General features: G+C 39.1%; 25 protein-coding genes. 24 read left to right on the top strand and 1 reads right to left on the bottom strand.

Annotated features, from left to right (window positions below):
- Window positions 1–59: 59 nt before the first annotated feature.
- The 23 genes from hpf (at window position 60) to ACIFUW_RS09910 (ending at window position 23,070) form a co-directional block, all read left to right on the top strand.
- On the top strand, window positions 60–611 hold the full coding sequence (gene hpf, locus ACIFUW_RS10020; RefSeq protein ID WP_002289771.1) for a ribosome hibernation-promoting factor, HPF/YfiA family: 552 nt from the start codon (window positions 60–62) through the stop codon (window positions 609–611).
- Window positions 612–832: 221 nt separating this feature from the next.
- Complete coding sequence (secA, locus tag ACIFUW_RS10015; protein WP_103021687.1) at window positions 833–3,367, top strand: preprotein translocase subunit SecA; 2,535 nt, start codon at window positions 833–835, stop codon at window positions 3,365–3,367.
- 125 nt (window positions 3,368–3,492) lie between these two features.
- Window positions 3,493–4,594, top strand: a protein-coding gene (gene prfB, locus ACIFUW_RS10010) for a peptide chain release factor 2 (RefSeq protein WP_096948712.1) whose coding sequence is annotated in 2 segments (ribosomal slippage) — window positions 3,493–3,564 and window positions 3,566–4,594 — 1,101 coding nt in all. Because the reading frame shifts where the segments join, the coding sequence is not laid out codon by codon here.
- A 104-nt stretch (window positions 4,595–4,698) separates the two neighbouring features.
- On the top strand, window positions 4,699–5,385 hold the full coding sequence (gene ftsE / locus ACIFUW_RS10005; protein ID WP_002292768.1) for a cell division ATP-binding protein FtsE: 687 nt from the start codon (window positions 4,699–4,701) through the stop codon (window positions 5,383–5,385).
- The gene (gene ftsX, locus ACIFUW_RS10000) at window positions 5,378–6,262 is read left to right on the top strand and encodes a permease-like cell division protein FtsX (RefSeq protein WP_002294981.1); all 885 of its coding nucleotides are present in this window, start codon (window positions 5,378–5,380) and stop codon (window positions 6,260–6,262) included. Before ftsE ends, ftsX begins: the two co-directional genes overlap by 8 nt.
- Before the next feature lie 151 nt (window positions 6,263–6,413).
- Window positions 6,414–7,862 carry a cardiolipin synthase gene (cls, locus tag ACIFUW_RS09995; protein ID WP_002296589.1) on the top strand — a complete coding sequence of 483 codons (1,449 nt, stop codon included), beginning with the start codon at window positions 6,414–6,416 and terminating at the stop codon, window positions 7,860–7,862.
- 336 nt (window positions 7,863–8,198) lie between these two features.
- On the top strand, window positions 8,199–9,056 hold the full coding sequence (locus ACIFUW_RS09990; RefSeq protein ID WP_002292763.1) for a phosphate ABC transporter substrate-binding protein PstS: 858 nt from the start codon (window positions 8,199–8,201) through the stop codon (window positions 9,054–9,056).
- Window positions 9,057–9,170: 114 nt separating this feature from the next.
- Window positions 9,171–10,091 carry a phosphate ABC transporter permease subunit PstC gene (gene pstC / locus ACIFUW_RS09985; protein ID WP_002292761.1) on the top strand — a complete coding sequence of 307 codons (921 nt, stop codon included), beginning with the start codon at window positions 9,171–9,173 and terminating at the stop codon, window positions 10,089–10,091.
- Entirely contained in the window at window positions 10,091–10,975 is an 885-nt protein-coding gene (gene pstA, locus ACIFUW_RS09980) for a phosphate ABC transporter permease PstA (protein ID WP_002296590.1), read from the top strand. Before pstC ends, pstA begins: the two co-directional genes overlap by 1 nt.
- Before the next feature lie 14 nt (window positions 10,976–10,989).
- The gene (gene pstB, locus ACIFUW_RS09975) at window positions 10,990–11,796 is read left to right on the top strand and encodes a phosphate ABC transporter ATP-binding protein PstB (protein ID WP_002289486.1); all 807 of its coding nucleotides are present in this window, start codon (window positions 10,990–10,992) and stop codon (window positions 11,794–11,796) included.
- Window positions 11,797–11,811: 15 nt separating this feature from the next.
- A complete protein-coding gene (gene pstB / locus ACIFUW_RS09970; RefSeq protein ID WP_002289489.1) occupies window positions 11,812–12,570 on the top strand; it encodes a phosphate ABC transporter ATP-binding protein PstB in 759 nt (252 codons plus the stop codon).
- 12 nt (window positions 12,571–12,582) lie between these two features.
- Window positions 12,583–13,260 (top strand): phosphate signaling complex protein PhoU, encoded by a 678-nt coding sequence (gene phoU, locus ACIFUW_RS09965; protein ID WP_002289490.1) that lies wholly within the window; start codon window positions 12,583–12,585, stop codon window positions 13,258–13,260.
- Between the two features lie 237 nt (window positions 13,261–13,497).
- Entirely contained in the window at window positions 13,498–14,529 is a 1,032-nt protein-coding gene (locus ACIFUW_RS09960) for a YibE/F family protein (RefSeq protein WP_002296593.1), read from the top strand.
- The gene (locus ACIFUW_RS09955) at window positions 14,526–15,293 is read left to right on the top strand and encodes a YibE/F family protein (protein ID WP_002294975.1); all 768 of its coding nucleotides are present in this window, start codon (window positions 14,526–14,528) and stop codon (window positions 15,291–15,293) included. Before ACIFUW_RS09960 ends, ACIFUW_RS09955 begins: the two co-directional genes overlap by 4 nt.
- Before the next feature lie 99 nt (window positions 15,294–15,392).
- On the top strand, window positions 15,393–16,961 hold the full coding sequence (gene liaX / locus ACIFUW_RS09950; protein ID WP_002289495.1) for a daptomycin-sensing surface protein LiaX: 1,569 nt from the start codon (window positions 15,393–15,395) through the stop codon (window positions 16,959–16,961).
- A 296-nt stretch (window positions 16,962–17,257) separates the two neighbouring features.
- Window positions 17,258–17,578 (top strand): PspC domain-containing protein, encoded by a 321-nt coding sequence (locus ACIFUW_RS09945; RefSeq protein ID WP_002294972.1) that lies wholly within the window; start codon window positions 17,258–17,260, stop codon window positions 17,576–17,578.
- Window positions 17,578–17,928 carry a phage holin family protein gene (locus ACIFUW_RS09940; RefSeq protein WP_002289566.1) on the top strand — a complete coding sequence of 117 codons (351 nt, stop codon included), beginning with the start codon at window positions 17,578–17,580 and terminating at the stop codon, window positions 17,926–17,928. The genes ACIFUW_RS09945 and ACIFUW_RS09940 overlap by 1 nt, the downstream gene beginning before the upstream one ends.
- A gap of 166 nt (window positions 17,929–18,094) precedes the next feature.
- Window positions 18,095–19,033 carry an HPr(Ser) kinase/phosphatase gene (gene hprK / locus ACIFUW_RS09935; RefSeq protein ID WP_002289568.1) on the top strand — a complete coding sequence of 313 codons (939 nt, stop codon included), beginning with the start codon at window positions 18,095–18,097 and terminating at the stop codon, window positions 19,031–19,033.
- A 14-nt stretch (window positions 19,034–19,047) separates the two neighbouring features.
- Complete coding sequence (gene lgt / locus ACIFUW_RS09930) at window positions 19,048–19,878, top strand: prolipoprotein diacylglyceryl transferase (RefSeq protein WP_002289570.1); 831 nt, start codon at window positions 19,048–19,050, stop codon at window positions 19,876–19,878.
- A gap of 43 nt (window positions 19,879–19,921) precedes the next feature.
- Window positions 19,922–20,947 (top strand): NAD(P)H-dependent glycerol-3-phosphate dehydrogenase, encoded by a 1,026-nt coding sequence (locus ACIFUW_RS09925; protein ID WP_002296128.1) that lies wholly within the window; start codon window positions 19,922–19,924, stop codon window positions 20,945–20,947.
- Between the two features lie 14 nt (window positions 20,948–20,961).
- Entirely contained in the window at window positions 20,962–21,900 is a 939-nt protein-coding gene (galU, locus tag ACIFUW_RS09920) for a UTP--glucose-1-phosphate uridylyltransferase GalU (RefSeq protein ID WP_002289574.1), read from the top strand.
- 124 nt (window positions 21,901–22,024) lie between these two features.
- Window positions 22,025–22,465, top strand: coding sequence for a DUF948 domain-containing protein (locus ACIFUW_RS09915; RefSeq protein ID WP_002289575.1), 441 nt, complete (start codon window positions 22,025–22,027; stop codon window positions 22,463–22,465).
- Between the two features lie 2 nt (window positions 22,466–22,467).
- A complete protein-coding gene (locus ACIFUW_RS09910; RefSeq protein ID WP_002296133.1) occupies window positions 22,468–23,070 on the top strand; it encodes a YtxH domain-containing protein in 603 nt (200 codons plus the stop codon).
- Between the two features lie 58 nt (window positions 23,071–23,128).
- Here the strand turns inward: ACIFUW_RS09910 and ACIFUW_RS09905 are convergent, their stop codons facing one another.
- The gene (locus ACIFUW_RS09905) at window positions 23,129–24,235 is read right to left on the bottom strand and encodes an aminopeptidase P family protein (RefSeq protein ID WP_002296134.1); all 1,107 of its coding nucleotides are present in this window, start codon (window positions 24,233–24,235) and stop codon (window positions 23,129–23,131) included.
- A 209-nt stretch (window positions 24,236–24,444) separates the two neighbouring features.
- On the opposite strand from ACIFUW_RS09905, the gene ccpA reads away from it, so the two are divergent.
- Window positions 24,445–25,446, top strand: coding sequence for a catabolite control protein A (gene ccpA, locus ACIFUW_RS09900; RefSeq protein ID WP_002291653.1), 1,002 nt, complete (start codon window positions 24,445–24,447; stop codon window positions 25,444–25,446).
- The last annotated feature ends 16 nt before the right edge of the window (window positions 25,447–25,462 follow it).

Below are 25,462 nucleotides of genomic sequence, written 5' to 3'. Positions count from 1 at the left end.
AAGAGGGAAAGAGTGGTCCTTCTCCTTCTTGATTGTGGTAGACGAAAGGGGTAATTTTTATGTTTAGATATAATGTACGCGGCGAAAATATCGAAGTAACTGAAGCGATTCGCGACTACGTTGAGAAAAAAGTAGGCAAACTAGAACGCTATTTCAGTGACGCACCCGATGCAACGGCGCATGTGAACTTAAAAGTTTATACAGAAAAAACAGCAAAAGTGGAAGTAACGATCCCATTACCTTATCTTGTATTACGTGCCGAAGAAACTTCTCCAGATTTATACGCAAGTATCGATTTGGTTGTTGACAAATTGGAACGCCAAATCCGCAAATTCAAAACAAAAATTAATCGTAAATCCCGTGAAACGGGCATGAATACTGCAAATGCTGCTGCTTTATTCAATGAAGAGGACGAAAACGAAAATGATTCTGAATTAGATATCGTACGTACGAAACGCCTTTCATTGAAACCAATGGATAGTGAAGAAGCAGTCTTGCAAATGAACATGCTGGGACATAACTTCTTTATTTTTGAAGATGCAGAAACAAATGGTACAAGTATCGTTTACCGCCGTAAAGATGGAAAATACGGACTGATTGAAACAGACTGATCAGCCTTACTTAAATAACAACGAAAACTTGCAGCAGCTACTGACAGCTGCCGCAAGTTTTTTTGAGTTTCCTCCTCTTTTAGATGAAATATGAATAAATTATGAAGTTCTTACTTTAATACGCTTAAGATATTTCAATTATCTATAACTAATGATAAAATGAAAAGTAAAGTCTACATAGTCTGGATAATACACAGAAGGAAAAGGAGATTACACAACGCATGGCCAATTTGATTCGTTCACTTATCGAAAACGATAAGAAAGAACTAAAACGTTTAGATAGCATTGCAAAAAAAGTTGAAGCATACGCTGACCAAATGGCAGCATTAACTGATGAACAATTACAGGCAAAAACTGCTGAATTCAAGGGCAGATACCAAAAAGGAGAAACATTAGATCAATTACTTCCGGAAGCTTTTGCAGTCGTCCGAGAAGCAGCAAAACGTGTATTAGGTTTATATCCATACCACGTACAATTGATGGGTGGAATCGTGCTTCACGATGGAAATATCCCTGAAATGCGTACTGGTGAAGGTAAAACCTTGACCGCAACGATGCCAGTATATCTAAATGCTCTGACTGGCGAAGGGGTACACGTAGTTACCGTCAATGAATATTTAGCAACCCGTGACTCGACGGAAATGGGCGAACTTTATAATTTCTTAGGATTAACAGTGGGGTTGAATATCAACTCAAAATCTTCGGATGAAAAACGCGAGGCTTATAATTGTGATATCACTTATAGTACGAATAATGAATTAGGATTTGACTACTTGAGAGACAATATGGTCGTTTACCGCCATCAAATGGTACAACGTCCGCTGAATTATGCCATTGTCGATGAAGTTGACTCAATCTTGATTGATGAAGCGAGAACGCCGCTGATCATTTCAGGGCAAGCAGAAAAATCCACAGCTTTATATACAAGAGCAGACAACTTCGTGAAACGTTTGAAAGAAGAAGAAGATTATAAAATCGATGTACAATCAAAAACAATCAGTTTAACCGAAGCAGGGATCGAAAAAGCAGAAGAAACATTCGGTTTGGATAACTTATACGACATTGAAAATACTGCATTGACCCATCACTTGGATCAAGCATTGAGAGCCAACTATATCATGCTTTTAGATATCGATTATGTTGTCCAAGACGGAAAAGTACTGATTGTTGACCAGTTCACTGGTCGGATCATGGATGGACGCCGTTATTCAGATGGACTTCACCAAGCAATCGAAGCTAAAGAAGGCGTAGAGATCGAAGACGAAACGAAAACCATGGCGACGATCACTTTCCAGAACTATTTCCGTATGTACAAGAAACTTGCGGGAATGACTGGTACAGCTAAAACAGAAGAAGAAGAATTCAGAGAAATTTATAACATCCAAGTATACCAGATTCCGACAAATCGTCCGGTTATCCGTGATGATCGTCCAGATTTGCTTTACCCAACATTACAAAGCAAGTTCCACGCTGTCGTGCAAGATATCAAAGATCGCTACCGCAAAGGTCAACCTGTGTTAGTCGGAACTGTTGCGGTTGAAACATCTGAGTTATTATCAGATATGCTGAATCAAGAACGTATTCCTCATGAAGTGCTGAATGCGAAAAATCACTTTAAAGAAGCAGAGATCATCATGAATGCTGGTCAAAAAGGTGCTGTGACGATTGCTACCAACATGGCTGGTCGGGGAACAGATATCAAGTTAGGACTTGGGGTAAGAGAACTTGGTGGTCTAGCAGTTATCGGGACAGAACGACATGAATCTCGTCGTATCGATAACCAGCTTCGAGGACGTGCAGGACGTCAAGGAGACCCTGGTATGTCACAGTTCTACTTGTCATTGGAAGATGATTTGATGAAACGATTCGGTTCAGAACGAATCAAATCTTTCTTAGATCGGATGAAGATCGGTGAGGAAGATGCTGTTATCCAAAGCAAGATGCTGACGAAACAAGTAGAATCTGCACAAAAACGTGTAGAAGGAAATAACTATGACACACGTAAAAACGTCTTACAATACGATGATGTGATGCGTGAACAACGTGAAGTAATCTATAAACAGCGACAAGAAGTAATCATGGAAGAAAAAAGCTTATCCAAGCCACTAATGAACATGGTCAAACGGACAATCAGTCGTGTAGTAGATGCGCATACACAATTAGAGAAAGAAAATTGGAATTTGGAAAGTATCATCGATTTTGCCGGCAGTACTCTTGTCCATGAAGATAGTATTACTCTTGCAGATATCGAAGGAAAAACAGCTCAGGAGATCAAAGAGTATCTAAACGAACGAGCACAAGAAGTATTTAATACCAAAGCGGCTCAACTAAATGGTCCAGAGCAACTGTTGGAATTTGAAAAAGTCGTGATCTTGCGTGTTGTGGACTCTAAATGGACAGACCATATTGATGCAATGGATCAATTACGTCAGTCAATCGGCTTACGTGCTTATGGACAGAACAATCCATTAGTCGAATATCAAACAGAAGGCTATAAGATGTTTGAAGATATGGTAGGCGCCATCGAGTATGAAGTCACTCGAATCTTTATGAAAGCTGAGATCCGTCAAAACGTACAGCGTGAACAGGTTTCTCAAGGAACAGCTTCTCACTCAGAAGACGGAGATGCCAAAGAAAATAGTAATACTAGCGCGAAAAAACAGCCAATCCATGTGAACAAGGTCGGAAGAAATGATCCTTGTCCTTGTGGAAGCGGGAAAAAATATAAGAACTGTCATGGAAAAAATGCAAACTAATTTCTGACAGCAGGATTGGTGAGACAAATTCTTTTTTTAAGAATTCGTCTCACCTTCTTTCTGTTATTTGCTGATTCTGTTAGACTAGATATAATGAAAAAAGTATAGTGAAAGAAGGAAAAAACATGGAAATATCCGAAATTCGAAATCTCCTGACAGAAATGCAGGAAAAGGTCACAAGCTTCAGGAGGTCTCTTTGACTTAGACCAGCTGGAAGAAGACATTGCGGAAGCAGAAGCAAAAATGGCTGAACCTGGTTTTTGGGATGATAGCGAAGCTGCTCAAAAAGTGATCAGTGAAAACAATGCAAATAAAGAAACTTATGATCAATTCCATTCTCTTGCTGAAGAACTGGAAGAAATCGAATTGATGGTGGAGATGTTGCAGGAAGAACCTGATGCAGCCATGCAAGAAGAAGCAGAAACACGTATCAATGCGCTAGATGAAAAAATGAAGACATATGAATTATCTATGTTGTTAGATGGTCCTTATGATCGAAACAACGCCATCGTTGAATTGCATCCAGGGGCTGGCGGAACGGAGTCCCAAGATTGGGGCAGTATGCTTTTACGTATGTATACACGCTGGGCAGAGCAGCATGGGTATCAAGTAGAGACACTAGATTATCAAGCAGGTGATGAAGCAGGAATCAAGAGTGTGACCCTACTGATCAAAGGACACAACGCATTTGGTTATCTGAAATCAGAAAAAGGTGTTCATCGCCTTGTACGTATCTCGCCTTTTGACTCAGCGAAACGACGTCATACTTCTTTTTGTTCGGTAGATGTGATGCCAGAGCTTGATGAAACGATCGATATAGAAATCAATCCAGATGATTTGAAAATCGATACGTACCGAGCAAGTGGTGCAGGTGGTCAGCACATCAATAAAACAGAATCTGCTGTACGGATCACTCACTTGCCTACAGGAACAGTAGTAGCTAGTCAGGCACAACGTTCACAATTGAAAAACCGTGAGCAAGCGATGGGGATGTTAAAAGCTAAGCTTTATCAATTAGAAGTGGAAAAGAAAGAACAAGAAGCAGCTGCACTTCGAGGAGAACAAAAAGAAATCGGCTGGGGTTCACAGATCCGTTCTTATGTTTTCCATCCATATTCTATGGTAAAAGACCATCGGACAAACGTAGAGACAGGAAATGTCCAAGCAGTTATGGACGGTGACCTTGATTTATTTATTGACGGCTATTTAAAAATGCATCTACAATAAGAACCCATTGTTAAATTGAAATAAAATTGTAAGATTTTGCAAGCATGTTGAAACATTGCCATGCTATAATAGCTAAAGACTGAAAAAGATATGGAGAGAACGCCATGATTGAAATGAAGGATGTAATGAAGAAGTACTCAAATGGTACGACCGCTATCCGCAATCTCTCAATTGTCATCGAACAAGGAGAGTTTGTCTATGTGGTTGGTCCGTCTGGAGCCGGTAAATCTACATTCATCAAATTGATGTATCGAGAAGAAAAAGCTTCAAAAGGAACTTTGAACGTCGCAGGTCATGATCTAATAGCAATCAAAAACCGCGAAGTTCCTTATCTACGCAGAGAAATCGGCGTGGTGTTCCAAGACTATAAATTATTACCAAGAAAAACAGTATATGAAAATGTTGCGTACGCTATGCAAGTTATCGGCAGAAAACCTCGGGATATCAAAAAACGAGTAATGGAAGTGCTGGACCTTGTTGGTTTGAAACACAAAGTTCGAGTCTTTCCTAGCGAATTATCCGGTGGGGAACAGCAACGTGTCTCTATTGCTCGGGCAATAGTGAATACGCCTAAAGTACTTATCGCGGATGAACCGACAGGAAATCTGGATCCAGAAAACTCATGGGAAATCATGAAATTATTAGATCGGATCAATGCCCAAGGAACTACTGTCGTGATGGCTACACATAACAGTACGATCGTAAATACGATTCGGCACCGAGTAATTGCTATCGAAAACGGCCGCATTATTCGAGATCAAGCGGAAGGGGAATATGGATACGATGATTAGAACCTTTTTCCGCCATTTATTAGAAAGTATCAAGAGTTTGAAACGTAACGGCTGGATGACAGTTGCTTCAGTCAGTGCGGTAACGATCACATTGACTTTAGTCGGTGTATTCATGGCAGTTATCATGAACGCAACTAAATTAGCTCAAGATATAGAAGGAAACGTTGATGTCTCTGTATTCGTAGATATCGGTACAAAAGACGAAGAGATGAAAAAGCTAGAAAAAGAATTGAATGACTTAGATCATGTTAAAAAAGTTGAATTTTCAAGCAAAGAACAGGAATTGAAAAAAATCCAAAACGAAATGGGTGATTCCTGGAAATTGTTTGAAGGTGACAATAACCCGTTATATGATGTGTATGTAGTAAGTGCTACTGATCCTTCTTATACAAAACAAGTAGCAGAAGAAGCAGCAGATTTGAAGAATGTTTCTCGTTCTGATTACGGTGGAGCTTCCTCAGATCGGATTTTCCAAATCGCTGGTGCAGTTCGGACATGGGGATTAGTTGCAGCGGCATTGCTGCTGTTCGTAGCGATGTTTCTCATTTCGAACACGATTCGGATCACGATTTTGTCTAGACAGCGTGAAATTCAAATCATGCGTTTAGTCGGTGCAAAAAATGGATATATTCGCTGGCCGTTTTTCCTTGAAGGTGGCTGGATCGGTCTGATCGGTGCGATTCTTCCGATTTTGATCATCACATTTGGTTATGCATGGTTTTTCCAATTGATCAATCCATCATTATTACGTTCCCATTATTCATTGATTCATCCACAAAATATCGTTTGGAAAATCAATCTTTTAATGGTCGGCATTGGTGTGATCATTGGTTCACTTGGCTCGATCATTTCTATGAGACGTTTCTTGAAATTCTAATACCACAATATAAATAAAATGAGAAAGTTGGACAGTTTCGTTCCAGCTTTCTTTTTTTATTGGCTAGGAGAATAGAAGGAAGCGGCTTTTTTCCCTTTACTTTAAAAAACAACTTGGGTATTCTTAAGTTGGTAGAAGAAGAGGTGAAGCCGTGAAAATTATCGTTGACAATTTTTTTACGATCCTTTTGATTATGAATATTTTGCTTTCCTTTATCATCGTTTTTCGAGAAAGAAAGGAAACTGCTCAAACATGGGCATGGGTGCTCGTTTTGATGTTCATTCCAGTTGTAGGATTTATTTTATATATTTTTTTAGGAAGAGGGATTTCCAAAGAGAAAATCTTTGATTTGAAGATCCAAGGGAAAATCGGTAAGAACCTGGAAATTGAAGAAGACAAACAGGCATTGATGCGAGGGCTTTATCCTCATCCGCCTACTGGACAAGTAGATGTGAAACAATTGATCTATATGCTCACGGTATTTGAAAGTACGCTCTATACGACTAAAAATGAAATCACTTTATTTACAGATGGTCGTGAAAAATTCGATGCGCTGATTGAAGATATCAAGCAGGCAGAAGACCATATCCACTTCCAGTATTATATTTATCGCAGTGATGCATTAGGTGAAGAAGTTCGAGATGCATTGACAGAGGCGGCAAGACGAGGGGTAAAAGTCAGAGTCCTTCTTGATGCATGGGGTTCCACACAAGTTTCTTCCAGCTTTTTTCAGAATTTGAAAAAAGCAGGCGGAGAAGTCGCATTTTTCTTTCCTCTATTTGTTCCGTATATTAATCCTCGGATCAATTATCGCAATCATCGTAAAATCGTAGTTATTGATGGGAAAATCGGATATACAGGTGGGTTCAATGTTGGAAATGAATATCTAGGATTGGTAAAGAAATTTGGTTATTGGCGAGACAATCATTTGCGTATTTACGGAGAAGCGGTGTATACCTTGCAAAACCGTTTTTTGATGGACTGGAATTCTCAGCATACAAAAGAAGTAGGCTATTCTCCCAAATTTTTTCCGTCCATTCACTCTACTGGTGATATAGCTGTTCAAATCGTGACAAGCGGACCAGATACCGAACATGAACAAATCAAAATGACTTATTTGAAAATGATTTCGTTAGCCAAACGGGAGATATTGATCCAAACGCCTTATTACATACCGGATGGATCGATTCATGAAGCACTGAAGTTGGCTCTTCTTTCAGGCGTAAAAGTTCATATCCAAATACCTAACAAACCAGATCATCTTCTCGTTTACTGGGCAACGTATTCTTTCGCTGCAGAGCTAATCGAGTATGGAGCAAGGATCGAAACATATGAGAATGGATTTATTCATGCAAAGACGATGATTATCGATGGTGGCATTGTTTCAGTTGGCTCAGCAAATATCGATGTTCGTTCATTTCGCTTGGACTTTGAGGTCAATACACTGGTTTATGATGAACGAATGGCTTCACGTGTAAGAAAAGCTTTTTTTGAAGACTCGAAAATTTCTACGCATCTCACAAAAGAAATGTATGAAAACCGAGGAATAATCATCAAGATGAAAGAAGGATTAGCAAGATTGATTTCGCCGCTCCTTTAAAACATAAAAAGGACATGAGAACCATCAACAGATGGAGATCTCGTGTCCTTTTCTAACGGGGCCATTTCTGAGAGTACGTCAGAAATGGAGAAAGCGTCTCGCATGAGCGAAATTAACTTTGGGGTATCTCTTGTTTTTTGGGGAAAGCAAGAAATAAGCTAATATATGCTATTAAAAGAGACACATTTCAAAGCCAGTATAGCATAGAAACTTTTAATGAGATAGTTTTTTTTACAATTATGAGAATTTATTTTGTTATTTAATGATTTTGATTCGTTTTCATCAAGTAATGAAAATGATAAAATAAACATACTTTAGGATTAAAGGAGATTTCTAATGAAAAAACTTAAATTATTCTTACCAATAATAGGATTAGCTATTCTTTTATCAGGCTGTTCAAAGTGGATTGATCGAGGAGAATCCATTACGGCTGTTGGCTCTTCTGCTTTACAGCCTTTAGTAGAAACAGTTGCTGAAACTTACCAGACAGAAAATCCTGGAAAATTCATCAATGTACAAGGGGGCGGAAGCGGAACTGGTTTGTCTCAAGTACAGTCAGGAGCAGTCGACATCGGAAACTCTGATTTGTTTGCGGAAGAAAAATCGGGGATCGATGCCTCAGCATTAGTCGATCATCGAGTAGCAGTTGTTGGGATCACTCCTATTGTGAACAAGGATATTGGCGTAAAAGACATCAGTATGGAAAACCTGAAAAAACTATTTACAGGCGAGATCAAAAACTGGAGTGAAGTCGGTGGAAAAGATCAGCCAGTAGTTATATTGAACCGCGCTTCAGGAAGCGGAACCCGTAGCACGTTTGAAAAATGGGTATTGGACGGAGAAACAGCTGTTCAGGCACAAGAACAAGATTCAAGCGGAATGGTGCGCCAGATCGTTGCCGACACACCCGGTGCAATCAGCTATGTTGCTTTTTCTTATGTTTCCGATGATGTAGATACGTTGAATGTTAACGGTGTAGAACCGACAGATGAAAATGTGACAACGAACAAATGGACGATTTGGGCATATGAGCATATGTACACAAGAGATCATCCAAAAAAACTGACAAAAGAATTTTTAGACTATATCTTATCTGATGAAGTACAAGATAACATCGTTGGAGAACTAGGTTATATCCCTGTTTCTCATATGAAAGTCGAACGTGATTGGCAAGGAAATATCGTTAAAGAGTAATCTTTACACAAAATTTACAAACTTAGCTAAACTTTTACATGTTATTAAAACCAAATTGATGTTCAATTTGTACACTGAGTGAGTATGTTAAACCTGATTAAGGGGGAGTCATCTGTGGAAGATGTGAAAAAAGTATTATTAACAAAATCAAAACGTTCAAAAATGGAACAGCGTGGAAAATTCATCAGTTTTTTATGTATCGCGCTGATCGTGTTGGTTGTATTATCTATTTTTTATTTTGTAGCTAGTAAAGGATTGGCCACCTTTTTTACTGATAAGATCAATGTATTTGATTTTCTGTTTGGTACAGATTGGAATCCAAGCCAAATCGGAGCAAATGGGAAACCAATGGTAGGGGCATTGCCTATGATCACAGGTTCGTTTATTGTGACCTTTTTATCTGCTATCGTTGCCACGCCATTTGCCATTGGTGCAGCAGTATTCATGACGGAGATCTCTCCTAAAAACGGAACGAAGATCTTACAGCCGGTCATCGAGCTGCTTGTAGGTATTCCTTCTGTCGTTTATGGTTTTATCGGTTTATCAGTTATCGTGCCTTTTGTCAGAAGTATTTTTGGCGGGACTGGGTTTGGTATCTTAGCTGGTACATTTGTGTTGTTCGTTATGATCTTGCCGACTGTCACAACGATGACTGTTGATGCATTAAAGGCAGTGCCACGGCACTATCGGGAAGCTTCATTAGCGCTTGGTGCCACAAGATGGCAAACAATCTACAAAGTCGTGCTACGAGCAGCCGTGCCCGGGATTTTAACAGCAGTCGTTTTTGGTATGGCTCGTGCGTTTGGTGAAGCCTTAGCTATCCAAATGGTCATCGGTAATGCAGCATTGATGCCAACAGGTCTTACTACTCCTGCTTCTACATTGACGTCCATCTTAACAATGGGAATCGGAAATACAATCATGGGAACAGTTGAAAATAATGTGTTATGGTCATTAGCGCTGATCTTGCTATTGATGTCATTATTCTTTAATATCGTGATCCGTATGATTGGGAAGAAAGGAGAGCTGAAATAATGAACGCAAAACGCTCAGATAAAATTGCTACAGGTGTTTTATATATAGTTTCGGGGATCATCGTATTGATTTTAGCAGCTTTACTACTTTATATCTTAGTTCGGGGAATACCGCACATTTCATGGTCCTTCTTGACCGAACCTTCCAAAGCCTACCAAGAAGGCGGTGGAATCGGGATCCAGCTATTTAACTCGATTTATTTGCTTTTGATCACGATGATCATCAGTTTTCCTATTTCTTTAGGTGCGGGTATCTATCTTTCAGAATATGCTGGAAAAAACTGGCTAACAGATGTGATTCGCACGTCGATTGAAATCTTGAGCTCGTTGCCTTCTGTCGTTGTCGGTTTATTCGGTTTCTTGGTTTTCGTTATTCAATTCCAGTATGGTTTCTCGATTATTTCTGGTGCATTGGCTTTGACTGTATTCAACTTGCCTCTTTTGACTAGAACAGTTGAGGAGTCTTTACAAGCGGTCCATTACACACAACGAGAAGCAGGATTGGCCTTAGGTTTGTCACGCTGGGAAACAGTGATAAAAGTGGTGGTTCCAGAAGCGACACCAGGGATTTTGACTGGTGTGATCCTAAGTTCTGGAAGAATTTTTGGTGAAGCAGCTGCATTGATCTATACGGCTGGACAAAGTGCACCTGCGTTAGATTTTACGAACTGGAATCCATTAAGTGTTTCAAGCCCGATCAGCATTTTCCGTCAAGCTGAAACATTAGCTGTCCATATTTGGAAGATCAATACAGAAGGCACGATGCCTGATGGTGTTTCTGTTTCGGCTGGCGCTTCTGCCGTGTTGATTATTGCTGTTTTACTGTTCAACTTCGGCGCTCGTGCGATTGGCAAACGATTATACCGAAAAATGACTTCAGCCTAAGGAGAAGAAGCAAAATGAAAAAATATAACTGGAATGAAACAAATGTCATCACCATGCCAAAAGAGAAAGAAGTAGCACTATATACGGATGATCTACATGTCTGGTATGGCGACAATGAAGCAATCAAAGGAGTGGATCTGGAATTTGAAAAAAATAAGATCACTGCACTGATTGGTCCTTCCGGCTGCGGAAAATCTACGTATCTTCGTTCGTTGAATCGAATGAATGATGGGATCGCTAATACGAAAATCACTGGGAAAATCATGTATCAAGGCGTAGATATTAATGCGCCTCAAGTGGATGTTTATGAGATGCGCAAACGGATTGGCATGGTTTTTCAACGTCCTAATCCGTTCAGCAAGTCGATTTATGACAATATTACATTTGCTTTGAAACAGCACGGCGAAAAAAACAAAAAGAAATTAGATGAAATCGTTGAAACAAGCTTGAAACAAGCTGCCTTGTGGGACCAAGTAAAAGACAGCTTGGACAAAAGTGCCTTGGCTTTATCTGGCGGGCAACAGCAACGTTTATGTATTGCTCGTGCGATCGCGATGAAACCTGATATCTTGCTGCTAGACGAGCCGGCAAGTGCTTTGGACCCTATTTCGACAGGAACGGTTGAAGAAACACTTGTAAACTTGAAAGAAGACTATACGATCATCATCGTGACGCATAACATGCAACAAGCAGCTCGTATCAGCGACTATACTGCCTTTTTCTATTTAGGAAAAGTAATGGAATATGACAAAACTAACAAGATATTTACCAGACCAAAAATTCAGGCAACCGAAGATTATGTGTCCGGTCATTTTGGTTAAGACGGAGGCCTCAACATGACAAAAGAGATTATTTCATCTAAAGATCTTCATCTGTATTATGGAAAGAAAGAAGCACTAAAAGGGATCGATCTAAGCTTCAATCAAGGGGAAATCACTGCGATGATCGGTCCTTCTGGTTGCGGAAAATCCACTTATCTGCGTTCTTTGAACCGGATGAATGACCTGATTCCGAATGTAACGATCACCGGAAGTGTTTTATATAAAGACAAAGACATCTATGGTCCAAAAACAGATGTTGTTGAACTAAGAAAAGAAATCGGCATGGTATTCCAGCAGCCAAACCCATTTCCTTTTTCTATCTATGAAAATGTCATCTATGGATTGAAATTAAAAGGGGAAAAAGATAAAAAAGTCCTTGATCAAGTAGTTGAAGAAAGCCTGAAGGCAGCGTCTGTTTGGGATGATGTGAAAGACAAATTGCATAAAAGTGCTTTATCTTTATCCGGTGGGCAGCAGCAGCGTGTATGTATCGCACGTGTTTTGGCAGTTAATCCGGAAATCATCTTATTGGATGAACCAACAAGTGCGCTTGATCCTGTTTCTACTGGGAAAATCGAAAGTATGCTGTTAGAATTAAGAGAGCGGTATACGATGATCATCGTGACCCATAATATGTCTCAAGCTTCACGTATTTCAGATAAGACGGCATTCTTTTTAGATGGTCACTTGATCGAATACAATGATACGAAGAAGATATTCATGAATCCAGAAAAACAAGAGACAGAAGATTATATTTCAGGTCGATTTGGATAAGGAGGAAACGGAATGCTACGTACACAATTTGAAGAAGAATTGCTGAATCTCCATAATCAGTTCTACGAAATGGGGATGATGGTGAGCAGCGCCGTGCACAAGTCAGTTCGTGCATACATCAAACACGATAAAATCTTAGCCCAAGAAGTTATCGAAAACGATATAAATATCAATAACATGGAAACACGCTTGGAGAAGAAAAGTTTTGAAATGATCGCATTGCAACAGCCAGTTACAACTGATTTGCGTATGATCATTACGGTCATGAAAGCTAGCTCGGATTTAGAACGTATGGCCGATCATGCGGTGTCTGTTGCTAAATCCACGATTCGCGTAAAAGGGCAGACGAGAATACCGGAAATCGAAAAAGAGATCTCCGATATGTCCGATTATGTGAAAAAAATGGTGGACAACGTCCTAGTTGCTTATGTCAAAACAGACGAAAAAGACGCACGTACGATCGCCAATATGGATCAAAGAGTCAATGACTATTTCAATCGAATCTATAATGCAACAATCAAAAATATGCAGGAAAATCCTGAGACAGTCATCAGTGGAACAGACTACTTGAATGTTGCCAGTTATCTAGAACGGATCGGAGACTATGTGACAAACATCTGTGAATGGATCGTCTACTTGGCTACAGGGAAAATCACTGAGTTAAATACGAACCACAATGAGATTTTCTAAACTGAAGCTGTGATTATGCCGTTTGTTTAGGAAAAGAGGTTGTGAAATCAGCGGTTGTGAAAAAGCTGTTCTGCATCAAGTAATAAGAACAGTCAAACAAAAAATAGCTCCTCATATTTTTCGTTTGGCTGGACTTATTACCGCAGATGCAAGCTTTTGAACACCGTTTATTCGGGAAAGGGTTTGTGACAAAACATGTCACAAACCCTTTTCATCATTTCATAGAAAGGATAAAGAATGCAAAAAAAAATTAGCATCATCACTATATTTTTTATTTGTGTGCTTACTTCATGGGTTATTCAGCATCAAGCCGCTTTATATGAAGTACCTGTCATCGAGATAGAAAAAGTACGAATAAAAGAGGATCATCAATTGATTACAGGAAAACTGATGAACACGGATCAAAAAGGAGAATCGATTTATTTATCGGTTCCTTATCAAAAAAATCAAATAGAAACAGCAAATATAAAAGCGAGACAAATGTATCTAGTCCAAATGCATGGAGATGAATGGCAGCTAGTAGCAAAAAAAAATGATGGCTGGCTTTTCTTCTTCACAAGTATCTTCATTGGCGCCATGTTGCTTATTGGTGGAAAACAGGGTCTATTTGCTTTAGGAAGTCTCATCATCAATATCGTTTTACTTTTACTTTTGTTGCTCATCTTTACTAAAACAGAAGGGATTTCTCTATTAAATATATCTATCCTGTTCGTCGTTATAGGGATGATTATTAGCATATTGGCTTTAGATGGATGGAATAGAAGCAGTATAATCAAAATTTCAGCTGCAGTTACGAGTGTTTTTTTAGCATTTTTTATTTGTCTTTTGACAATGAATCATTGGAAAGACCAAGGACTGCGCTATGAGGAACTGAATTATCTGACACGACCGTATCGTTCTGTTTTTCTTTCTAGCGTACTGATTGGAACAGCTGGAGGAACACTCGATACCGTTATCACAGTCATTGCGACATTAGAAGAATTGACTAAGCGACAACCAGAAATAACAGCGAAACAGTTATGGCTTTCAGGAAGGCAAGTGGGTCGAGATGTGATTGGCTCGATGACCAATATCCTTTTGTTCGTCTATATCAGTGGGTCAGTTCCATCGCTTCTTTTATATTTAGGAAATCAATGGTCGTTCAAAGAAACGATAGAACAGCATTTATCATTGGAATTTTTACGCGTCATTGCTGGCAGCTTAGGAATAGTATTATCGATCCCTATCTCGGTCCTCTTTTTTCTGACTGTAAGGAGGCTGAAACGATGAATGTACTTATTATACTTGTTGGGATTTTAGCAATCAGCGTGCTACTTATTGGCGGTACGCAAGGTATGTATATTCTTTTAGGCTTATTCATCAATTTAGGGATCTTTTTCCTGTTGTTATTCGGTTATCATCAGAAGTGGCCGATACTGGCATTGTCGGTCATAGGATTTTTATTGATTGCTGTGGTTATCTTATTTTTTATCAACGGTTATAATCTAAAAATGCGTGCAGCTTTTGTGAGTATACTGATCTTTTTATTTTGTTTCCTACTATTGCTTCCTATCACTGATTTTTTAGCAATCCAAGGTTTTACATCGGTAGAACTAGAAGAATTATCTGGCTTAGATAAGACTTTAGCGATTGATTTTAGATTACTTACGAGATCGTTGCTTCTGATTAGTCTTAGTGGTGCTGTTTTAGATGCGAGTGTAGCAATTTCTAGTGGGACATTCGAAGTATATCAGGCAAATCCGCAATTATCTTTTTACCAATTGCGCCATTCTAGTTTCGCTATTGCTAAAAAAATATTGGCGTCAACAGTAATGACACTTCTTTTTGCATTCATGGGAAGTTCTTTAGCGTTGATCCTCTGGTTTATTGATTTAGACATTCCTTTTCAGCAAGTGATCAATGAAAAATCATTTGTTCTAGAATATACGATGGCTATTCTTACCACATTGTCCGCACTACTTGTTCTTCCTTTAACCTGCGTGACTACAGCATATCTCTTTACAAAAAAGAAAGAACAACTCAAGATGGAGTAAAAGTTACAACTTAAGTCCTATGACATTTTTACTGAATCAGTGCATAATATGGATGTAAGGAAAAGCTTGCAAACAATTTTGCTTAAGGAGGCAATTTCCATGAAAGAAAGAGAACGTATTTTAGATTTAGTGAAAAAAGGAATCCTTTCGACTGAAGAAGGCTTAGATTTATTAGAAAGCATGGCAACTGAAAAAGACGAAAAGCAAATCAAAAAAGAAGCAGACAAGGTAACTGCTAGTCATAAAGAAAAAGATCAGGCAAGTCAATTGATCGATAAACTTGAAAACGGCGAAGAAGAAATTTCTGAGCCAGTTGATCCAAAGGAAAGAGAAAGACAAGATCAAGAAAACTTAGAAAAGATCTTAGATGAACTAGCAACTGAAGCGAATAAAACTTCGGCGCGTCTAGATGAAGTAAATGCTCAATTCGCTGACAATAAGGCAGCACGCAATGAGAAACAGGAAGCATTGATGCAGCTGAATACAAAAGAAGAATTAGGCGAGTTGACAGAAGAAGAATTAGCACAGCGTCAGACGTTAGAAGCAGAAATCAAAGAATTAGAAGCTAGTGGCGATACACTGTTAGAAGAACAATTGAAATTAGAAGCAGAATTAAAAGATATCCGTAAGAATCAATGGTCTGAGAAAAAAGAAACGTTTACTGATAAGTTTGAATTGCCAGATGATTGGAAAGATCAAGCAACAGATACACTGAATCAAGTAGGCGAAAAAATGTCAGAAGCTGGATCACAGTTAGGCAAATTCTTGAAGAAAACATTCCAAACTGTTTCAGAAACAGTGAATGACAACATGGAATGGAAAGATGTCAGCTTACGTGTCCCTGGGATTGCGACAACGAAATTTGAGCATGAATTTTACTATGAAGCTCCTGCAGCAAGTATCCTTGATATCAAGGCAGCAAACGGAAACGTGACGTTAAAAACGTGGGACAGCAACGATGTGAAAGTTGAAGCTAAGATCAAACTTTACGGAAAAATGGGTGCTGAACCATTTGAAGCATTCTCTGAACGGAGCCAGATTGAGGTTAATGAAGATCATATCTCCTTCCAAATTCCAAATAAACGTGTGCGTGCAGACCTTGTTTTCTACTTACCTAAACGAGTATACGACCACGCAGCTATTAAACTTCTAAATGGCAACATCATGATTGAAACATTGGAAGCTAAAGATATTTATACAAAATCTACGAATGGTAACATCATCGTGGACCAATTAACTGCAACGATGCTGGAAGTAGAAGGTGTAAACGGCAATATCGATATTCGAAACGGGAACATCTTAGATTCTATTATCGAAACAGTAAATGGTACAGTGACATTTGGTGCGACAGCAGAAAACCTTTCTGTGTCTTTGGTAAATGGTGATGTACGTCTTACGATTAAAGAAGATAATTTGAAAAAAGTAGAAGCAAGTTCAGTGAACGGAAATGTCAAAGTCGCTTTACCAGATGGCATCGGTTTGGAAGGACATGCTAAAACAAGTCTTGGAAGTATCAACAGCCGTCTGTCCAATTACGAAGTAGTTCGTGAGAAAAAAGAACGGACAAACCAAATGTTGCAATTCCGTCGTGTTTCAGATGGTGAAATCGCGCAAGTGCAACTTTCAACGACAACAGGAAGTATCTATTTAAAAGATACAGATAAATAAAGAGGTTGTGAAAGAGATGTTCAGCCTTGAGCAATAAGAAGCGATTTTGTAAAATAGCTTCCCCTATTTTACAAAATTGTGCCTTATTGCCGATAGTCTATCTCTTGAACACCGTTTACCAAGAGATTATGAACCTGCCAATTATCGCCGAGTCACAAGGAATAATTTCAGAAAAAGCTCGTCACGTTTTATGAATATGGTAATTTGTGACCGAGAATTTTGCAGAAAGACACCGATTAAGAAGAAGGTTGTCACAACGATTTTCTTCATTTAAAATAGTAGAACAGAGGTGAGACATGATGAAAAAAAAGTTGACAAAATCTAATAAAAATGTTGTTTTGACAGGGACTTTAGCAGGAATAGGAGAATACATCGGGATTGATCCGACTGTTATCCGTGTGCTTTATGTATTCCTGAGCTTAGTTGCTTTTGGAAGTCCAATTATTTTATACATTTTATTAGCTTTGATTATCCCATCTGCGCGTTCTGCACGAACAAACTATGGACATAACAATGCATATTATGAAAAAAACAATTATCGTGAACAAACTCGTGAACAAACAAAAAAACGCAAAGAAGCGGAAAAAATCGATGATGACGAATGGAGTGACTTTTAATGTCGTACTTTCAACGTATTTTAGTTAATACGTTAACATTCATATCATTGGCTGTTCTTTTTCCTGCGATGGTCCATGTGAGCAGTATTTGGACGGCCGTTCTTGCCAGCTTCGTATTGTCTGTGTTGAATATGTTTGTCAAACCGATTTTGACGATACTGTCCCTGCCCTTTACATTAGTCACATTGGGATTGTTTACGTTTGTTATCAATGCAGCGATTCTTAAAATGACCTCCTTTTTTGTGGGAGCAGAACATTTTAGTTTTTCTTCATTCGGTGCAGCGTTGTTAGTAGCTATCTTGATGTCGCTTGTCAATGTAATTGTCAGCGAACATAACAGTAGAAAATAAAAGAAAGCTGTGCCGAACTATCGGCGCAGTTTTTTTATTTAGAATCAGGAATGCGTTTTCTATTACATTGGTAATTAAATAAAAACGTTTTTTTTAATTGGTAGTACTTTTGGCTAGACAATGATAAAATGATAGAGAACACTCTAATAGAAATGAGGTAGCATGAATGTCAGAAGTTGTAAAAGTTAGCCAATTAGTGAAAAAATTATCTTTGGAAATCGTGACAGGCGACGAGAAAAGCTTAGACCGTGTCATCGTAACTGGGGACATCTCACGCCCAGGACTAGAGTTGACTGGTTATTTTAATTATTATTCCCATAATCGTTTACAGCTATTTGGCAGTAAAGAAATCAGTTTTGCGGAACGGATGATCCCAGAAGAGCGTTTGATCATCATGAGAAGATTATGTAGTGAAGATATGCCCGCATTTATTATTTCAAGAGGATTACCAGCTCCAGAAGAAATGATCCAGGCAGCAAATGAAAATGGGATAGCTGTACTGCGTTCTCCCATCTCAACTTCTCGTTTATTAGGAGAATTATCCAGTTATTTAGATGGTCGCCTTGCCCCTCGAACAAGTGTCCACGGTGTTTTAGTGGATGTTTACGGATTAGGTGTACTGATTCAAGGTGACAGTGGGATAGGAAAAAGTGAAACAGCGTTGGAGTTGATCAAACGCGGCCATCGATTGATCGCAGACGATCGAGTAGATGTTTATCAGCAAGATGAATTAACGGTGATCGGAGAACCGCCTAAAATCCTGGAACATCTGATTGAAATCCGAGGAATCGGGATCATTGATGTAATGAATCTTTTTGGTGCGAGTGCGGTACGTGGCTCTATGCAAGTCCAGTTGGCTGTTTATCTGGAAGCATGGGCAAAAGATAAGAAATACGACCGTCTGGGCTCTGAAGACACGACCGTTGAAATCGCGGAAGTGGGCATTCCACAAATAAAAATCCCTGTCAAAACAGGACGAAACGTTGCAATCATCATTGAAGTAGCCGCGATGAATTTCCGTGCACGTACAATGGGCTTTGACGCAACGAAAACATTTGAAGAAAGATTAAGTCGCTTGATTGAAGAAAACTCAGGCAACGACTAGCAAGGAGTGACAATATGTTAGCACAAATCAATCGAGTTGCTTTTGAGCTTGTAGGGATTCCTATCTACTGGTATGCATTGATCATCGTATCAGGTATCATTATCGCTATGTGGCTTAGCAGCAGAGAGGCTGTTCGGGTAGGATTAAAAGCAGATGATGTGACAGATTTTATGTTGTGGGGATTGCCTATCTCCATTATTGGCGCTCGCTTATATTATGTTTTATTTGATCTTCCCCAGTATATAGCTGATCCAATCCAAATATTCAATATCCGTTCAGGAGGCTTAGCTATTTATGGCGGACTGATTGCAGGCGCGATCACGCTGTATTTTTTTACTAAATATCATTTTATTTCTTTGTGGACTTTTTTAGATATCGCTGCACCAAGTGTATTATTAGCACAGGCAATCGGTCGTTGGGGAAATTTCATGAACCACGAAGCATATGGACCAGACACGACGCGAAGCTTCTTAGAAAGTCTGCATTTACCGCAATTCATCATTGATAATATGTATATCGAAGGGATCTATCGTCAACCAACATTTCTTTATGAATCACTTTGGAGTTTGATTGGATTTATTTTGCTTTTGTTTTTACGAAAGAAACCACACCTTTTGAAAAAAGGCGAAGTCCTTTTATGTTATCTAATGTGGTATAGTTTCGGGCGTTTCTTTATTGAAGGATTACGTACAGACAGTCTTTACTTTTTAGGTGTGATCCGTATTTCTCAATTATTATCTGCTGTGTTATTTGTCGGTACATTGATTCTATTTATTTGGCGCAGAAAAAAAGGAAATTTACCGGATTATGACCGCTCATTAGGAAAAAATCAACAAATTATCTGATTTTTAGAGCGTTAAAAATGAAAAAAATTTCAGGAGTGGTAAAATGAATTATAGAGTAGCGGTTTTAGGACCAGGCTCTTGGGGTACTGCTTTGGCACAAGTCCTCGCCGAAAACGGACATGACGTTCGGATTTGGGGACATCGTGCTTCACAAGTAGAAGAAATCAACACCCAACACACGAATCAACGTTATTTACCAGATCATTATCTACCCGATTCCATCCAAGCATTCACCAATATGGAAGATGCAGTAAAAGACGCAGATGCGGTGCTATTCGTCATTCCAACGAAAGCAATACGTTCTGTTGCAAAAGAACTAGTGCCTAAATTGAATACAAAGCCAGTGATCATCCATGCAAGTAAAGGATTAGAACAGGGAACACATAAAAGGATCTCTGACATCTTGTTAGAGGAAATCCCAGCAGAAAAAAGAAAAGCTGTTGTTGTTCTTTCTGGACCAAGCCATGCAGAAGAAGTAGCAAAACATGACATCACTACGATCACAGCTGCAAGTACAGATGCAAAAGCAGCAAAATATGTACAAGAGCTGTTCATGAATAATTATTTTCGGATCTATACCAATCCTGATGTGATCGGTGTAGAGATGGGGGCAGCTTTGAAAAATATTATTGCTATTGGTGCTGGCGCTATTCACGGCTTAGGGTTTGGCGATAATGCAAAGGCAGCAATCATGACGCGCGGATTAGCTGAGATCAGCCGTTTAGGTGTAGCAATGGGTGCCAACCCGCTGACCTTTATCGGATTAAGCGGAATAGGCGATCTAGTCGTTACTTGCACAAGTGTTCATTCTAGGAACTGGCGCGCAGGCAACTTGTTAGGACAAGGGCAGCCCCTAGAAGAGGTGCTAGCCAATATGGGAATGGTCGTTGAAGGTGTGAATACTACCCAAGCAGCGATGGAACTAGCCCAAATGATGGAAATCGAAATGCCCATCACTCAAACAATCTATGAAGTGCTGTATGAACAAAAAGAAATCAAAACAGCCGCAAAAGAAATCATGTTACGTGATGGAAAAAAAGAAAATGAATTCTCATTAACAATTTTTTGAAGGAGCGAATGTATATGAAAGTTAAAAAAGCAGTTATTCCAGCAGCAGGATTAGGAACAAGATTTTTACCAGCAACAAAAGCTATGGCAAAGGAAATGTTGCCAATTGTTGATAAACCAACAATCCAGTTCATCGTTGAAGAAGCGTTGAAATCAGGTATCGAAGACATCTTGATCGTTACAGGAAAAGCTAAACGACCAATCGAAGATCACTTTGATTCAAATATTGAATTAGAAACAAACCTAAGTGAAAAAGGAAAGACCGAATTATTGAAATTAGTAGAAGAAACGACAGATGTCAACTTGCATTTCATCCGTCAATCTCATCCAAAGGGTTTAGGACATGCCGTTCTTCAAGCAAGAGCCTTTATTGGAAATGAACCATTTGTCGTTATGCTAGGCGATGATATAATGGAAGACGAAGTACCATTGACACAGCAATTAATCGATGATTACGAACGTACTCATGCTTCTACGATCGCCGTTATGCAAGTTCCTCATGATGAAACTTCAAAATACGGAATTATCAATCCAGGAGAAGTATTGGAAGATGGGTTATACAATGTCAAAAACTTTGTTGAAAAACCAGATCCAAGCAAAGCACCAAGTGATTTAGCTATTATTGGACGTTACTTATTGACTCCAGAAATTTTTGATGTATTGTCCGAGCAACAACCAGGAGCCGGAAATGAAATCCAACTAACTGACGCAATCGATACATTGAATAAAACACAACGCGTATTTGCCCGTAAATTCACAGGTAAACGTTACGATGTCGGTGACAAATTTGGTTTTATGAAAACAAGTATTGAATATGGTCTAACACATCCAGAAGTAGGTGCACCTTTACGTGAGTACATCCTGTCTTTAGGTAAAACATTAGAAGCAGAAGGAAGCAAGATCGATCATAATCCAAAAGGAATAACAGAAATCAAAGAAGAAAAGAAAAAATAACCCTTTTTTCTAACGAGCTTCAGCTGCTAATTGAATAAAAAGTAGTTGAAGCTCGTTTTTATTTGTTTAAAAAACACGAAAATGCTATCCTTATAGAAAAGAGAGACAAGAAGGGAGTTTGATCATGTCAGGAGGAGAAATTGCAGGATTGATCGCAGCAATCGCCTTTGCGATACTTGTCGTTTTTATCGTTCGTGTGTTGTTGCAAGTTTCTAAAACTTTAGAAAAAGTAGATCAGACTGTAGCAGAAGCAAATACGACGATCGAAATCGTCACAAAAGACGTAGATCTTTTGTCTAGACAAGTAGAAGGCTTACTGGTCAAAAGTAATGAACTGCTCTTGGATATCAATGGAAAAGTCGCAACGATCGATCCATTGTTCACAGCAGTTGCTGATTTAAGTGAAAGTGTATCAGAACTTAATCATTCTAGTAAAAACATCGCGACGAAAGTCGGCGGAATCGGTAAAACGACAGCTAAAGCGACGGTTGCCGGAAAAGTCGGTGGGACAGCGATGAAATTTTTTAAAAACAAAAAACATACTGAAACGACAGGAGGAAAATAAAAATGGCTAAAAAAGGTGGATTTTTATTAGGTGCAGTAGTCGGAGGCACAGCCGCAGCAATCGCCGCGTTATTGTTAGCACCAAAATCTGGTAAAGAACTTCGGGATGAATTAGCTGCCCAAGCGGATGATTTGATGGATATGGCTTCAGATTACACAGATATGGCGAAAGAAAAATCGACTGAGTTAACAGGTATTGCAAAAGAAAAAGCGCAAGATCTTTCTCAACAAGCAGGTGATCTAGCAGGTAGTGTCAAACAAAAAGTAAGTGAATCAGCAGATGAAGCAGGAAGTGAATCTGACGATATCTTGTTAAATCTTAAAGAACAATCAGCTGACTTATCTAATCGTTTCAAAAAAACGGCAGAAGATATGAAAAAACCTGCAGATGAATTAGGAAGTATTGCTAAAGATACTTCAGAAGATATCATGATTGATGTAAAAGACGCTGCTGGTAAAGCAGGAGATACTGTCAATGAAGGAATGTCAGAAGCAAAACCAGTTGCAGATGACTCAAAAGAAATGATGAAAATGGCAAAAGAAGATGCGAAAGAAGCTAAAAAAGAAATAAAAGATACAATGACAGATTCATCTACAAATCACTAAAATCACAAATTTATAGAATAAAAAGGTGGGAGCGGACTAGCTCTCACCTTTTTTACTCTTATTTTTCTAAAACAAGTAATTCTTTTGGTGTAGTCGTGAATGGCACACAGCCATCGCTTGTCACATATACACAGTCTTCGATACGTACCCCTACTTTTTCAGGAATATAGATTCCTGGTTCAAGAGAGAAGCACATCCCTTCTTCGATTACTAAGTCATTTCCTTCTACAAGGGAAGGGAATTCGTGGACGGTTGTTCCGATCCCGTGACCTAAACGGTGATTGAAATATTCGCCGTAGCCATAGCTGTTGATCACGTTTCGTGCGATTTGATCAAGTTCACCTGCTGTCACACCTGGACGGACGGCTTCTTGTGCGGCAAGCTGTGCTTCAAGAGTGATGTTGTAGATTTTTTCTTGGAAGTCGGTTGGTTTTTGATAAGCAATTGTACGAGTAGCATCACTGCAATAGCCATTCCAAACAACGCCAAGATCGAATAACACAAGTTCATTCGGTGAAATCTTCGTATTTCCTGGTGTACCATGAGGGCTTGCAGCATTTGCTCCTGCAAGGACTAATGTGTCGAAAGACATTTGTGAAACACCTTGTTTTTTCAATTGGTATTCAATTTCTGCAATGATCGCTTGTTCAGTCACGCCTTCTTTCACTGCTTTAAAGCCAATCTCAAATGCAACATCGGCCCATTTACCAGCTTCGATCAGTTTGTCTTTTTCCTCTAGAGTTTTGATCAGTTGTAGACGTTGGATGATGGAAGTTAGATCAGTGTAAGAATCCGTTCCCGTCAAGATATCAGAGATAGCATCGAAGCGCTCGACAGTCAAGGCGTTCTTTTCAATCCCTACATTGCCAGGCTGACCATAGCGAGCACGAAGTTCTTTTCCGATGATCTCCCAAGGGTTTTCGCTGTCTAAATAGCCACGGACATCATACGCCCAACTACTGTTTTGAGCATCTTCAACTTCCAAAGCAGGAGTGAAAAGGAAAGGATCTTGTTCAAGAGGGATAAAAAGAGCTAGTACACGCTCATGAGGATCACTTTCGTATCCGGAAAAGTAAGCGATGTGGCCAGGGTCGCTGATATAAGCCAATTCGACTTGGTGTTGTGCCATCCATTGACGTAGTTCATTGATTTTTACGTTATTCATTTGGCAACCTACTTTCTAAATTAATTTTGTATTCAATAATTGTACCACTGATTTATTAAAAGACCAACGTTCTAAAAACTGAAAAAAGTAAAAATTTTCATGAAAACAGAGATAAAACGGTTGCAATTCTTGAGATTATTTGATATTCTATTTTAGAAATGTAAGACGTATTTTCAGAAAACATATAAAATATGAATAGGAGAACACAAATGGAAAAGCAAACAATCACTATCTATGATGTAGCGAGAGAGGCAAATGTTTCGATGGCTACTGTTTCACGTGTCGTAAATGGCAATCCAAACGTTAAACCAGCAACAAGAAAAAAAGTCTTGGAAGTTATCGATCGCTTGGATTATCGTCCAAACGCAGTTGCGCGTGGCTTGGCAAGTAAGAAAACAACAACAGTTGGTGTAATCATCCCTGATGTCAGCAATATGTTCTTTGCTTCTTTAGCACGTGGTATCGATGATGTGGCAACAATGTACAAATACAATATTATCTTAGCAAATTCAGATGGCAACGACCAAAAAGAAGTCAATGTATTGAATAACTTACTGGCTAAGCAAGTGGACGGCGTGATCTTCATGGGTCACCATATCACAGACGAAATCCGTGGAGAATTTTCACGTTCAAAAACTCCTGTTGTATTAGCTGGCTCTATTGATCCAGATGAACAAGTAGGTAGCGTAAACATTGATTATGTATCCGCAACAAAAGATGCAGTAAACAAATTGGCAAAAAGCGGCAATAAAAAAATCGCTTTTGTCAGTGGTGCGTTGATCGATCCCATCAATGGACAAAATCGTCTGAAAGGCTATAAAGAAGCATTAAGCGAAAATAACCTACCATATAGCGAAGGATTGATCTTTGAAGCACAATACAACTTCAAAGATGGTCTATCTCTAGTCGATCGGATCCATAATAGCGGTGCAACAGCTGTCTATGTTTCAGATGATGAATTAGCCATCGGTATTTTGGATGGTTTATTAGACCGTGGCGTGAAAGTACCGGAAGAATTCGAAATCATCACAAGTAACAATTCACTACTGACAGAAGTAGCTCGTCCTCGTTTAACAAGTATCACACAACCATTATACGATTTAGGGGCGGTATCTATGCGCCTATTGACGAAAATGATGAATAAAGAAGAAGTCGAAGAAAAAACGATTATCTTGCCTTATGGAATCGAAGAAAAAGGATCTACAAAATAATAAAAGGACAACCATT

The sequence above is a fragment of the Enterococcus sp. PLH-Efm8 genome (assembly GCF_053011625.1).
This window is presented reverse-complemented; position numbering and strand designations above follow the sequence as displayed.